10 protein-coding genes (1 of these 10 only partly in view) are annotated in these 12,499 nt (G+C 65.7%); 4 read left to right on the top strand and 6 right to left on the bottom strand.

All coding sequences use genetic code 11. The annotated features are described in order from the left end of the window. The 3 genes in view from ACZ1II_RS01485 to ACZ1II_RS01475 are tightly spaced (at most 2 nt apart) and all read left to right on the top strand, a layout consistent with a single transcriptional unit that may run on beyond the window. On the top strand, nt 1-1,981 hold the 3' portion of the coding sequence (locus ACZ1II_RS01485; protein ID WP_465144055.1) for a TonB-dependent siderophore receptor. 185 nt of this gene lie to the left of the window's left edge; only the last 1,981 of its 2,166 coding nucleotides appear in the window; its start codon lies beyond the left edge, outside the window; its stop codon occupies nt 1,979-1,981. Nucleotides 1,982-1,983: 2 nt separating this feature from the next. After that, nucleotides 1,984-2,544: a hypothetical protein gene (locus tag ACZ1II_RS01480; protein ID WP_465144054.1), complete on the top strand. Its 561-nt coding sequence runs from the start codon at nt 1,984-1,986 to the stop codon at nt 2,542-2,544. Continuing rightward, entirely contained in the window at nt 2,529-4,019 is a 1,491-nt protein-coding gene (locus ACZ1II_RS01475; RefSeq protein WP_465144053.1) for a PepSY-associated TM helix domain-containing protein, read from the top strand. The genes ACZ1II_RS01480 and ACZ1II_RS01475 overlap by 16 nt, the downstream gene beginning before the upstream one ends. Before the next feature lie 30 nt (nt 4,020-4,049). On the opposite strand, the gene ACZ1II_RS01470 is transcribed toward ACZ1II_RS01475, so the two are convergent. Further along, nucleotides 4,050-4,511: an Lrp/AsnC family transcriptional regulator gene (locus ACZ1II_RS01470; RefSeq protein ID WP_147221744.1), complete on the bottom strand. Its 462-nt coding sequence runs from the start codon at nt 4,509-4,511 to the stop codon at nt 4,050-4,052. A gap of 137 nt (nt 4,512-4,648) precedes the next feature. Here ACZ1II_RS01470 and ACZ1II_RS01465 point away from each other — a divergent pair, with 137 nt between their 5' ends. Next, complete coding sequence (locus tag ACZ1II_RS01465) at nt 4,649-5,701, top strand: Leu/Phe/Val dehydrogenase (RefSeq protein ID WP_465144052.1); 1,053 nt, start codon at nt 4,649-4,651, stop codon at nt 5,699-5,701. Nucleotides 5,702-5,762: 61 nt separating this feature from the next. On the opposite strand, the gene ACZ1II_RS01460 is transcribed toward ACZ1II_RS01465, so the two are convergent. The 5 genes from ACZ1II_RS01460 to ACZ1II_RS01440 form a co-directional block, all read right to left on the bottom strand. Further along, nucleotides 5,763-6,683, bottom strand: coding sequence for a diguanylate cyclase (locus tag ACZ1II_RS01460; protein WP_465144051.1), 921 nt, complete (start codon nt 6,681-6,683; stop codon nt 5,763-5,765). After that, nucleotides 6,680-9,553 (bottom strand): hybrid sensor histidine kinase/response regulator, encoded by a 2,874-nt coding sequence (locus ACZ1II_RS01455; protein WP_465144050.1) that lies wholly within the window; start codon nt 9,551-9,553, stop codon nt 6,680-6,682. Before ACZ1II_RS01455 ends, ACZ1II_RS01460 begins: the two co-directional genes overlap by 4 nt. Then, entirely contained in the window at nt 9,550-10,176 is a 627-nt protein-coding gene (locus tag ACZ1II_RS01450) for a hypothetical protein (RefSeq protein ID WP_465144049.1), read from the bottom strand. The genes ACZ1II_RS01455 and ACZ1II_RS01450 overlap by 4 nt, the downstream gene beginning before the upstream one ends. Continuing rightward, nucleotides 10,104-11,354, bottom strand: a complete 1,251-nt coding sequence (locus ACZ1II_RS01445) for a GGDEF domain-containing protein (protein WP_465144048.1) — start codon at nt 11,352-11,354, stop codon at nt 10,104-10,106. Before ACZ1II_RS01445 ends, ACZ1II_RS01450 begins: the two co-directional genes overlap by 73 nt. A gap of 78 nt (nt 11,355-11,432) precedes the next feature. After that, complete coding sequence (locus ACZ1II_RS01440) at nt 11,433-12,452, bottom strand: response regulator (RefSeq protein ID WP_465144047.1); 1,020 nt, start codon at nt 12,450-12,452, stop codon at nt 11,433-11,435. Between the last annotated feature and the right edge of the window lie 47 nt (nt 12,453-12,499).

Here is a 12,499-nt window from a genome sequence, read left to right as displayed (position 1 = left end):
GGTCGAAGGGCAGGCCTCGACCACCCGCCTCGACCTTTCGCTGCGCGAGACGCCGCAGGCCGTCAGCGTCATCACCCGCGCGCAGATCGAGGACTTCGGCCTCGATACCGTCGACACCCTGCTGCGCCGGGCGACCGGCGTGAACGTGGACAGCGCCGAGACCGACCGCACCTATTACAACGCCCGCGGCTTCGACATCGTCAACTTCCAGTTCGACGGCCTCGGCCAGCCGCTGAGCTACGGCCTCCAGAACGGCACGATCGACACCGCGCTGTTCGACCGTGTGGAAGTGGTGCGCGGCGCCACCGGCCTGCTTTCGCAGACGGGCAATCCTTCGGCCGCGATCAACTTCGTGCGCAAGCGCCCGACCCGCGACCTCGGCGGTTTCGCCAGCCTCAGCTACGGTTCCTTCGACCATGTCCGCGGCGACGTGGACGTGAACGCGCCCCTCACCGAGGATGGCAGCATCCGCACCCGCTTCGTCGGCGCCTACGACACGGGTGATTCCTACCTCGACTACTATCGTTCCTCGCTGTTCACGCTCTATGGCGTTGTGGCGGCGGATCTCGGCCCAGACACCGTGGTCACCGCCGGATATTCCTGGCAGGAAAGCGACCCGCGCGGCGTGAGCTGGGGCGCCTTGCCGTTTCTCTATGCCGACGGCACCCCGGTCACTTACGCCCGCTCGACCAATTCCGCCCAGCCGTGGACGCGCTGGCAATCGCTCGACCGCAATCTCTTCGCCGATATCACCCATGATTTCGGCGGTGGCTGGAATGCCAAGGTTTCCGTCCTGCGCCGCGCGCGGAACCAGGATTCCAAGCTGTTCTACGTCTATGGTGCACAGGACCCGGAAACCGGCGACGGCCTGTTCTCCTATCCCGGCGCCTATCTCGACCGCCTGCGCGAAACCACCATCGACGCCCACGTTACGGGGAAAATTCAACTCGGCGGGCAGGAGCACGACGTGGTGCTCGGCGTGAACTACGGCGAGTCGCGTCTGGTGGAGCAGGAATCGGTGGATGCCGGCGCCATCGGTATCGCCCTGCCCGGCAATACCGCATTCGCAGGCAACTTCCCCTATCCGGACTTCGGCGACTATGCCGTGACGGCGGACTTCAAGACCAAGATCGCCAGCGCCTACGGCCTGGCGCGCATCTCGCTGGCCGATCCGTTGAAAGTGATGGTCGGCGGCAATGTCACCAATGCCAAGCGCACCGGCGAATCCTACCTCACACCCTACAATTTCGACCGCACCCGGTTCCTGCCCTTTGCCGGACTGACCTTCGACCTCACCGGCAACCTCACGGCCTATGCCAGCTATGCGACGATCTTCAGCCCGCAAGTGCAGCTCGGATCGGACCGCTTGCCGCTGGACCCGCTCGAAGGCGAAACCTACGAAGCGGGGATCAAGGGCGAATGGAACGACGGCAAGCTGACCGCCGCCGTCGCGGTGTTCAAGACCAGGCAGGACAACGTCCCCGAACAGCTTCCCTTCGATCCGCCCCTCGGCGGCACGTTCTACCGCGGCGTCGACGCCAGATCGCAGGGCGTGGAAGTGGACATTGCCGGCGAGGCGCTGCCGGGACTGCAGCTCTCGGGCGGCTATGCCTATGTCGATATCGAGGATGACGAGGGCGACAACGCCCGCGCCTTCATCCCGCGCCACACGATCCGCATGAGCGCGGTCTATTCGCCACCCTCGCTCGACCAGCTGCGCATGGGTGTTTCGGCCCGTTACCAGAGCCGGATTTCCCATGTATATGAGGATTTCATCGCCGAGGGAGAGGACGCCACGATGAAGCAGAAGGGCTACGCCATCGTCGACCTCATGGCGCGCTATCAGGTCACGAAGAACGTCTCGTTGGCGCTCAACCTCGATAACGTGACGAACGTGAAGTACTGGACCAGCCTCCAGTGGGACCAGGCCTATTACGGCGCGCCGCGCACGGTTCGCGGGACGCTGGGCTTCAGCTTCTGACGATGTCCGGGGGGACCCTCACCGGCGCGCTGGCGCTCTGCGTGGCCGGGCCGCTGCTGCTGCGATACGGATGGCAGCGCAGCAAGGGCCTAGTGGCGATCGCCTGGGCAGCGATGGCCATGGCCGCGATCGTGCTGGCCGCCGGTGAGGGAGCTTGGGGGCTGACGGCAGGGGCCAGCGCGGCGATGGTGACGGCACTGGCGATATTGACGCAGGCCTCCATCGCGACGGCCGCGCCGCACAAGGCCATGCGCGAGCGGGCCGCCGCACCGCTGCCGCCGGGCGCGGTCGACTGGGCGGACGTGGCGCGGCGGTTCGGCGTGTTCGTCATCGTCGTCCTGGCCGACCTCGCCGCCTCCCTGTTCCTCGCATGGACCGCGCAGCGGGCGCTGTTCCGCTCCGGCGGCAGCGAGGCCGATGCCTCCGCGCTGGCGCTTTTCCTGCTTCCCCTCCTGTGGCTGGCAGTGGCAAGCTGGCAGATGACATGCAGGAAGCTGACCGCAATGGCTGCGGCCCCGCTCTGTCTGGTTCTGCTGGGAGGAATCACATGGCTGGCACGGTGAAGCCGCCCGAAGGACTGGTGCAGCGCGCCCTGTCCGGCCATGCGGCGATCGGGCTGCTGATCGGCGCGGCGCTCTATCTCGTCTGCCTGTCGGGCGCATTGGCGGTTTTCCAGGAATACCTGCAACGCTGGGAAGAACCGGCCGCCGCCGAAATGTCCGCGATCACGCCGGAGGCGGCCCAGCGTGCGCTGGAGGGAATCGCCGCGCGGCAGGGCAAGCCGACCACCCACGCCTTCATCCACCTGCCGACCGAGGGCCTGCCCCGCACCGTCGTCACTACCGACAACGGCGCCGCCTATGTCGATGCCGCCGGAGCCTACGACGCGCCTGAGGCCCATGCCTGGACGGAATTCGTCCTCGCCCTGCACTATTATCTGCACCTGCCGATGTTCTGGGGCCTGCTGGTCACCGGCGCGCTGGGCGTGATGCTCTGCGCCGCGACGGTGACCGGCGTGATTGCCCATCCGCGCATCTTCCGCGACGCCTTCCGGATGAGGCTGCGCGGAAGGCGGCAGCTCAGCCGGTCGGACCTCCACAACCGCTTCGGCGTCTGGCTGCTGCCCTTCATCGCCGCGCTGGGCTTCACCGGCGCGATGCTCGGCCTCGGCCAACTGGTGTTCCTGACCATCGCGGCGGAACGGCACGGCGGCGACTTCGAAGCCGCCTACGGCCCCCTCTTCGGCATGGAGCCCAAGGCCGACGCCAGCCCCGCCCCGATGGCCCGCGCCGACCGTGCACTGAGATGGATGGCCGCGCACCACCCGCAGTACCGCGTGACTTACGTGACGGTCGAGACGCCGGGCACGGCAGGCCAGCAGATCTCTGTCCTCGCCGACCACGAACGCCGCCTGATCTACGGCGAGACATATGTGTTCGACGGCAAGGGCACCTATCGCGGCCATGTCGGCCTGTCCGACGGGCGGACCGGGCAGCAGGCGGTCGCCTCGATCTACAAGATGCATTTCGGCACTTTCGGCGGCATTCCCGGGGAACTTCTCTGGTTCCTCTTCGGCCTCGCACTCTGCGCGATCATATCGACCGGCACGACGCTCTGGCTGATGAAGCGCCACGCCCGCGGAAAAGCCTCGCCCCGACTGGAGGCGCAATGGGTGGTGACGATCTGGGGCAGCCCGCTGGCGCTCGTGCTGGCCTACTGGCTGCGCGCGGCAATGGGCGCGCAGGCACCGCTGGTCCCGGCATTCTGGGGCCTGCTCGTGGTCGGCCTCGCCATCGCGACCTCCCGCCCCGAAGCCGTGACCGCGCGCCGCGCAAGAGTCGCTCTGGGACTGGCGCTGTTGGCGACGGGGGCCGGGCACATGCTGCTGGCAGGCGCGCATCCGGCCAGCTCGCTCGCGATCGATCTGGCGCTGATCCTGTCGGGAGCGGGCCTGACCCTGCTGCCGCTTCCTGCACGCACCTTGCGAAGCGCGGCGCCCGGCACTGTTGCCGCGACCGAAACCGCCGAAGCGGCTTGAGAGTCCGGTCACCGCACCGCGAACCGCTCGTCAGATCGGTAGTTCGGTGGTCGCCTTGATCTCGGACAGGGCGACGATCGAATTGAGTTCCTGTACGCCGGGAAGCTGCGAGAGCTTCTCGAAGAAGAACTTCTCGTAAGCCTCGATATCGGCGGCCACCACGCGGATCAGGAAGTCGATCGAACCCATCAGCACGTAACAGTCGAGCACCTCGGGAAATTCCCGTATCTTGGCGGAGAACTCGTCGAGGTTGGCGCGGCCATGGGCATTGAGCTTCACTTGCGCGAAAACATGGGCATCGAGGCCCACTTTCTTGCGGTCGACCAGCGCCACCCGCCGCTTGATGTAGCCCTCCCGCTCCAGCCGGTCGATGCGCCGCCAGCAGGGGGAGGAAGACAGCCCGACCCGCTCCGCGATCTGCGCCGTGGTCTGACTCGCGTCGCGCTGAAGCTCGCGAAGAATCTTCCGCTCGTAAGGATCAAGATCGGTCATTTTATCCTCATATCAGTGTTTACGAGGCCAGTCTTCCTTGGAAATGGCCCGAAAACACGTAAAATGAGGTGAGAATGCCCCGCATGAACCTGTCATAAGGCCCGCGGCAATCTCGCCATCCAGACTGGAGTTCGAAAATGGTCGCCCGCGCCAGCCGCATGACGCCGCCGATGGAATATGTCCGTCTCTACGACGAAGCAGCCGGCCTAGACGGCGTGATTGCCATTCACTCGACCGCACGCGGACCCGCCGCCGGTGGCTGCCGCTTCTGGACTTATGCGGACGAAAGCGCCGCCATGGCCGATGCCGTGCGTCTGGCCGAAGGCATGAGCTACAAGAACGCCATGGCCGAACTGCCCTTCGGCGGCGGCAAGGCCGTGCTGCGCCGCCCCGCCGGTACGTTCGATCGCGCCGCCCTGTTCGAAGCCTTCGGTGAGGCCGTCGAGCGCCTCGAAGGCCGCTACGTCACCGCCGAGGACGTGGGCACCACCGTTTCCGACATGGAAGCGATCGCCCGCCGCACCAGCCATGTCGCCGGACGCACCGCCCTGCCCGGCCGCGCCGGTGGCGATCCCTCGCCCTGGACCGCGCTCGGCGTGTTCGAGGCGATGCGCGCCGCCGTCGCCTTCCAGTCCGGCAGCACCCTGTGGGGCAAGGTCGTCTCGGTGCTCGGCGTCGGCAATGTCGGCGCGCACTTGTGCGACCTTCTGGCCGAAGCGGGCGCCGAACTCGTCGTGGCAGACATCGATCCGGCCCGCTGCGCGCAGATGGCCGAGCGCCATGCCGCCCGCGTGGTCTCGATCGACGAAATCGCCGGTGTCGCCGCCGACGTCTTCGCGCCCTGCGCGCTGGGCGGCGCGCTCGATACCGCCACCGTCGCCGCGCTCCAGGCCCGCCTGGTCTGCGGCGCTGCCAACAACCAGCTCGCCAGCGAGGACATGGCCGACGTGCTGCTCGCCCGCGGCGTGACGTATGTGCCCGACTATGTCGCTAATGCCGGTGGCATCATCAACGTCGCCGCCGAATATCTGCACGAAAGCGCCGACGAAGTGCGCCAGCGCGTCGTCCGCATCGGCCCGCGCGTTGCCGCTGTGCTGGAAGAAGCCGCGCGTGACGGTCTGGCACCCTCTACGGTTGCCGACCGTACCGCCGAGCGCCTGATGCAGGAATGCGTCGCCGAACCGGCCTGACCCTCGCACAAGCATGAAAAAGGCCGTCCCGGATTTCGATCCGGGGCGGCCTTTTTTTTTTTCAGACCACGCAGTTGGCCTCGAATTCGGTCGCAACGATCCGGTCGCGGCCGCCGACCTTGCTCAGGTAGAGCTGCTTGTCCGCCTCGGCGATCCAGCGTTCGGGCGCGGTCTCGCCGGTGCAGCGCGCGCTGGCCACGCCGATGCTGACCGTGACGCAAGGCCCCGCGCCCGAAGTCTCGTGCGGAATCTGGAGCGCATTGACCTGGCGGCGGATTTCCTCCGCTACGATCCGCGCGGTGGCCGGATCAGCGCCCGGCAGGATGCAGACGAACTCCTCGCCGCCATAACGCGCCGTCACCGCCGTCATCCGCCGCAGCGCCCGATTGAGCGAAGCGGCGATCATGACGATGCAGCGGTCTCCCGCGACATGGCCGTAAGTGTCGTTGAACTGCTTGAAGAAATCGATGTCGAGCATGACCACCGAGAGCCAGTCCCCGGTCCGGCACAATCGCACCCATTCGCCTTCCAGTGTGCGTTCCAGTTGGCGGCGGTTGCTGAGCCCGGTTAGGGCATCGGTCACCGCCAGTTCGGCCAGCTTGTCGCGCAGGCGCTTGAGTTCGACATGGTTGCCCACCCGTGCGCGCAGGATCGCGGGCTGGATCGGCTTGGCGACATAGTCGATCGCACCGAGCGACAGCCCGCGCATCTCGTCCTCGGTATCGCCCAACCCGGTCATGAAGATCACCGGCACGTCGGCCAGGACCGGATCGACCTTGAGCTGGCGGCAGACCTCGAAACCGTCGACCCCAGGCAGCATCACATCGAGCAGGATCAGGTCGGGATCGACGCTGCGCGCCGTCTCCATCGCCTCTTCGCCCGAAGTGGCGAAACAGACGTCGTAGTCGTCCTCCAGGACGGCGTTCATGATCTCGATATTGGCCACATCGTCATCGACGACGAGGATGGTCGCTTTGGTCACGAAGGGATTCCTTGCGGGAGAGATTGTCCTGGATTTCCGCCCGGCAGTGCATCGAGCAGTACGAGCGCACGCGCATAGTCCAGCCGTTGCAGCGCCTGGTAGAGGGGGTGACCGAGGCGTTCGGCTTCGGTGAGATTCATGGACCGGGCCAATCGGTCGAACGCGGGCCGCGCGCCGAGGCTCCGGCGCAGCAGCAAAGCGCGCAAGCCTTCACGCGCTTCCTCGGCACTCTCGCGGATATCGACATCGGCCGTCGGCACCTCCGGTTCGATTTCCGGCACATCTGCAAGGCTGCGCCCGGCCTCGACGGCGGCGGCCAGCGCCGGTTCGAGCCTGGAGAGTGCCCCCTCGATCCTGCCCGCGTCCTGCCCATCCGCGTCATCCCGCGCCAGCCCTCCTTCGACTTCTGCCGCCTGAGCCTGAAGTTCGTGCAGTTCCAGCGAACCCGCCACGCCCTTGAGGCTATGCGCCAGCCGCCGTGCTTCTGCGATCCTTCCGGTAGCGATATGCGCGCGAATCTCCTGCCCGGCCGAAGCATAAGTCCGGGCGAAACTGATGATGAGTTTGCGCAGCAGAGACGCCTTGCCGTTCACCCGCTTCAGCGCCGCGGTCACATCGAAGGGGCCTAGTCGATCCGGCAAGTGGTCCGCCCCGGGCGCAGGTGCAGCCCCGGTTCCGCGCTTCGGCAGCGTCCCCTCGCGGCCCGGCTTCAGCCAGCGATTGAGCGTATGGATAAGCTGCTCGGGATCGACCGGTTTCGAAACGTGATCGTTCATCCCGACGTCGAGGCAGCGCTGATGTTCCGCCGAAAAGGCATGGGCGGTTATCGCGATCACCGGCAGTTCCTCGGCAGGCCAGGTCCGCCGAATGACGGTGGTCGCCTCGATCCCATCCATTTCCGGCATTTGCACGTCCATGAGGACGGCCGCATAACCTCGACCGTGCAAGGCCACCCGGTCGCAGGCGATCCGGCCGTTCTCGGCACAATCGACGACGAGCCCGGCATGGGTGAGCAGTTCCGTGGCGATCTCGCGGTTGATCTCGTTATCCTCGACCAGCAGCACCCGCAGCCCCCGCAATTGGGGATCGACACGGCCGTCCGCAGCAGCAGCCTCGATCGGCAGCGGCGCAGACGGGATGGGAGCGCGCTCGACTTTCGGCCCTGCCGCGAAGAGCGAGGTGATCGTTTCCAGCAGGACATGCGGCTCGATCGGCTTGGTCAGGAAGGCTGAGACGCCTGCCGCGCCGGCTTCAGCTACCATCTCGTCGACCGCATAGGCGGTGACGATCAGCGTCACCGGGGCGGATGCGCCGTGCTGCATGCGGCGCAATTCGCGTACCGCTTCCATGCCGTCCATCCCCGGCATCTTCCAGTCGAGCAGAACGAGATCGTAATCCTCGTCACGCCCCGCAGCGCTGCCGAAAGCCGCCACGGCTTCCTCGCCGGAAGAGACGAGATCAACCGCCATGTTCCAGCCTGCAAAGATTTCCTCGACGAGTTGGCGGGCGGCGGCGTTGTCATCCGCGGCCAGGACCCGCAGCGCCTGGATATGCTCGGCAGGTCGCGCCTCTTCAGGGCCATGCACGGCGGCGAAATGCATGCTGCACGTGAAGATGCTGCCCCGGCCCCGCGCGCTTTCCACCCGGATATCGCCGCCCATCTGCTCGACGATCTGGCGGCAGATGGCCAGTCCCAGGCCGGTGCCGCCGAAACGCCGTGTGGTGGAATTGTCGCCCTGTGTGAAGGAGCGGAACAGCCCGGCCTGTTGCTCCGGGGTCATGCCGATGCCGTGGTCGCGCACCGAGAGCGCGATCTCCACCGCGCCCTCCCCGGCAGCGACCAGGTCCACCGCGACCGTCACCACCCCGCGATCGGAAAATTTCACGGCATTGCTGAGCAGGTTGAGAACCACTTGCGAGAACCGCAGTTCGTCTCCCACCACGGCCGCGGGAAGCCCGGGATCGACCTGCGAAACGATCCGCACGCCCTTTGCCGCAGCCTCCACGGACAGCAACTGGACCTGCCCGGTCACCGCCGCGCGCAAGTCGAAAGGCCGCGCTTCCAGAGAGAGCTTGCCCGCCTCGTTCTTCGAATAGTCGAGAATGTCGTTGATCAGGCGGAGCAGCGACGTACCCGCACTGCCGATCCGCTCGACATAGCCGCGCTGGCGGTCGTCGAGTTCAGTGCGCGAGACAAGGTGGCAGAAGCCCAGGATCGCATTCATCGGCGTGCGGATTTCGTGGCTCATATTGGCCAGGAACATGCTTTTCGCCCGCGTCGCTTCCTCGGCTTCGCGCGTGCGCTCTTCCAGCGCGGCGTTCTTGGCGACGATCTCCTCGCCCATCCGCGCGCTGCGCTCGAAGCTGGCGAGCAGCATGTCGCTCAACCAGACCAGTACGCCGGTTTGGAAGGCGACGATCGTGGCATGGAGCAGCACGCGCTCCAGATTGCCCGCCCCCGGGAACACCGCATAAGGCAGAAGATAGAGCAACAGGACGTGATGCGCGGCGATGGCGGTGGCGGCGACGAGGATCGCCGTCCGGTCCAGCCAGGCGATCGTCAGCGCCAGCATCGCGAAGAAATACATATGCATGTCCATCTGCCACGGGTGCCCGCGCAGGAGGAACAGTAGCATGGCCGGCTCGGCCATGAGCGCCACCGCCGAGAGATAGCGCGTGGCCGGAGCGGTGCCGAAGCGCCGCCAGGTCAGATGATAGGCCCCCGCCACGGCAGCAGCGGCAAGGCCGGCCTTCAGCGCGGAAAGACCCATGGCCTGGGCCACGACTGCCTGCAGCAGCACATGTCCCCACAGCAACGGGACCAGCAGATGGCCGAACTGCTTGCGCAACCTGTCTAGCACGACGTTCACGATGGAGAGTCTTTCGAAGCGGGAGAACATCCCGGCGCCAACGGTGCGGATTCGACCAGCCATGCGCCGGCGGCACGGAGTCGGGACGCGAAGTGCGGATCGCTGGAGGACGCGAAAACGATGTTGGTGAAGTTTCCAGCGCGCACCAGGCGGCCATCTGCGGCACGAACTATGGCCAGGGTGTGCCCCAGCGACCAGCCCGGCGGCGTCACGACAACGAATTTGTCGTCGGTGGCCTCATTCCAGATCGAAGCCATCGCAAGCGCCGCGAGTCCGGCAACGAGAAGGGCCGCGGCAGGCAAGAAGTCGCGCAGGCGGAAACTCCCGCCTTTCGCGCTGGACGGCCGTGCCGCATCATGAAACTCCCGACTTCGCAATTCGCGGTAGCTCGATCGCAAGTTTGTCCCCCCCGGTCCAAAGCGATAATCCAAGCCTGTGAGGTATTGGTTTCGTAAATCTTTCTCAAGCGACCTTTGCGTGTTCGCGATCAAACAGGTGCCTATTTCGACGATACCTTGCAATGCAATCGAATGAATTTTCAAACGGGCACTTAACGCCCGGGCATCGCCTCGCGCGTCTTTGTCCCATCCGGCCCCGCGGACACCAAAGGCAGCACTGCGCATAACGGCAGTTCCTCTTCCGAACCGACCGGCATATTCGACGCCTCGCGCCCGACTTCGCGGTGGCTCGATCGATTTCGCCCCTGCCGCTTGGCATCGTAAAGGGCCCGATCGGCAACGGCAGCCAGCACTTCGAGATCGATCTGCCCCGCCGAATGAGTCGCGCAGCCGATGCTCAGGGTTCCGCCGTTGCCGCGGCCGCCGCCGACACGCGCGAAGCCCCGGCACAGCGCCTTGGCCAGAGTCAGGGCGGCAAAAGCGTCGGTATCAGACAGAAGAATCGCAAATTCGTCGCCGCCCAGCCGCGCAGAGATCGCCCGTGCGGGGAGCGTCGAATTGAGGAATACCCCCAGAGCCACCAGCAGACGATCACCTTCGGGGTGGCCATAGCCGTCATTGATCGACTTGAAGTGATCGATATCGAGCAGAAGCAGCGCCACCGATCCGCGTTCGTTCGCCAGAACGGCGCCCGCCCGCGTATCGAAGCCCCGGCGGTTGAGCAGGCCGGTCAGCGGGTCCTGCTCGGCCAGCCGCACGATACTGCGCTCACGCCGCCGCCTCAACGCGCCAACGATCGACAGCGCCAGCGCGACTTCCATCATGATCCCCTCGAATAGCGAGACCGAGATCATGATGCCGCTATAGCGAGAGAGATCCACGAAAGCGCCGGGCAGGAACGCGGTGATCGTCTTGATGAGATAGAAACCACCATGGGCGGCAAAGGCGAAAGCCAGCAGCGCCGAATCGGGGTTGCGACGCTGGCGAAGCCCGCCCAGCAGATGTGCCGATTTCAGCGACAGCACTGCCACCAGCAGCGCATTCATCATCGAGAGAATCTGCGTATGCGACGCACCGTCGGGCACCGCGAGCATCAATGCCCAAGCCGCAAGCGCCGCAGTCCAGGCCAGGGAAATCCGGCATCCCACAAAGGAGGCCGTCCCGAACAGAAAGGCGATATGCGCCGTGACCAGCAGCCCGTTGGCCATCCAGACGCCGACGATGAAGTAGCCTTCCTCGCGCATTGGCGTGATCGCGCAACCCAGGACGATCGCGGCAAAACCTCCGCTCCAGTAGGCCAGCGACCGTTCGCGCAGCAGATGCCATTCGAACAGCAGGAATGCCGAAGCCACGAAGGCGACGGCATTCGTCATGAACAGCATTGTACGGGGTTCTATGGTCATCGTCGGTTCGCGTCGGGAAGAATGGCACTTAGCTAACCGACGTATGTAAACAAAGCGTTCAATCGGGACCGATAGCGCTCACTTTCCGCCTGTTTTGCCGCGCTGGCGCAGCTGTTCGGTCAGATAATCGAGCAGCGGCCCCTCGAACTTCGGGTTGATGACCAGGAAGTGCCGGCGCCGGTCGTGCTCGTCGGGAAGGCGGCACAGGACGTTCTCGCCCACCAGCCGCCGCACCAGCCGCAGCGCCGTGCTCATCGGCGCGCCCGACGCGATGCAGGCGCTCGACACCGAGACCCGGCGCCCTTCAATCTTCGCAAGCAGGAGGTCCAGCAGCATCTCCCAAGCCGGATCGCCGAACAGCTCGCCGCCGCCGATCTCGCGCCGCTTCATCTCCTTGCGCAGAAGTTCGCGGATATAGTCGGTCAGCTGGCCGGCCTCGGGAATCACCGGAATTTCGGCGAGCGGAGCCGGAGTGATCGCTTCGGGTTCAGGATCGAGATCGCCCGCGCGGAACTTCGGCTGTGCGGCAGGGTCGTCCATCAGCATGGCCAGACGCTGCAATTCGGTGCTGAGGCTAGACATCTTGCCGAGCAGCGATTCGCGCGCATCCGGCGTCTGGCGCAGCCCCTTGATCCGCTGCAAGGCCTGCCGCAAGTCGGACTGCCCGATCGGCTTTTCCAGGAAATCCACGGCCGAAGCCCGCATCGCATCGATGGCCACGTCCTTGCTGGCATAGCCGGTGGCCATGATGAACTGGAGCCGCAGCCCGCGCGCTTCCGCGTTCTGGCCCAGCGTGTGGATCAGGGCGATGCCGTCCTGGCCGGGCATGTTGTAATCGACGATGGCGATGGAGATCTCGTTGACCTCGAACAGAGCGAGGGCTTCCTCGACGCTCGTCGCCACGAGCGGTTCGTAGCCCATCAGCTTCAGGCTGAACGCGCATTCGCTGGCGAAGTCCTCGTCATCGTCGACGATGAGCACCGGCTCCGGCGGTGTCGTATCGTCCATGGCGGCATCGTACCCCGGCTCGGCATGAGGCTGGCCAGGATTGAGAATGGCGCCAAGGCGCGAACGCCAGCTTGGGTTCATCACATTCATCAGCAATCGCCCTCGTCTCTTCCGGAGGCGTCTCTTCCGGAGGTTTC

It is taken from the genome of Novosphingobium sp. BL-S-20, assembly GCF_055521635.1.
The sequence above is the reverse complement of the archived record's forward strand: the minus strand, read 5'-3'. Positions and strand labels throughout refer to the sequence as shown.

Bases quoted from the DNA above. Each gene is read 5' to 3' on its own strand.
- ACZ1II_RS01465 (WP_465144052.1), top strand. From the start codon at position 4,649: ATGGTCGCCCGCGCCAGCCGCATGACGCCGCCGATGGAATATGTCCGT.
- ACZ1II_RS01445 (WP_465144048.1), bottom strand. From the start codon at position 11,354: ATGACCATAGAACCCCGTACAATGCTGTTCATGACGAATGCCGTCGCC.
- ACZ1II_RS01470 (WP_147221744.1), bottom strand. From the start codon at position 4,511: ATGACCGATCTTGATCCTTACGAGCGGAAGATTCTTCGCGAGCTTCAG.
- ACZ1II_RS01480 (WP_465144054.1), top strand. From the start codon at position 1,984: ATGTCCGGGGGGACCCTCACCGGCGCGCTGGCGCTCTGCGTGGCCGGG.
- ACZ1II_RS01450 (WP_465144049.1), bottom strand. From the start codon at position 10,176: ATGCGCAGTGCTGCCTTTGGTGTCCGCGGGGCCGGATGGGACAAAGAC.
- ACZ1II_RS01475 (WP_465144053.1), top strand. From the start codon at position 2,529: ATGGCTGGCACGGTGAAGCCGCCCGAAGGACTGGTGCAGCGCGCCCTG.
- ACZ1II_RS01440 (WP_465144047.1), bottom strand. From the start codon at position 12,452: ATGAATGTGATGAACCCAAGCTGGCGTTCGCGCCTTGGCGCCATTCTC.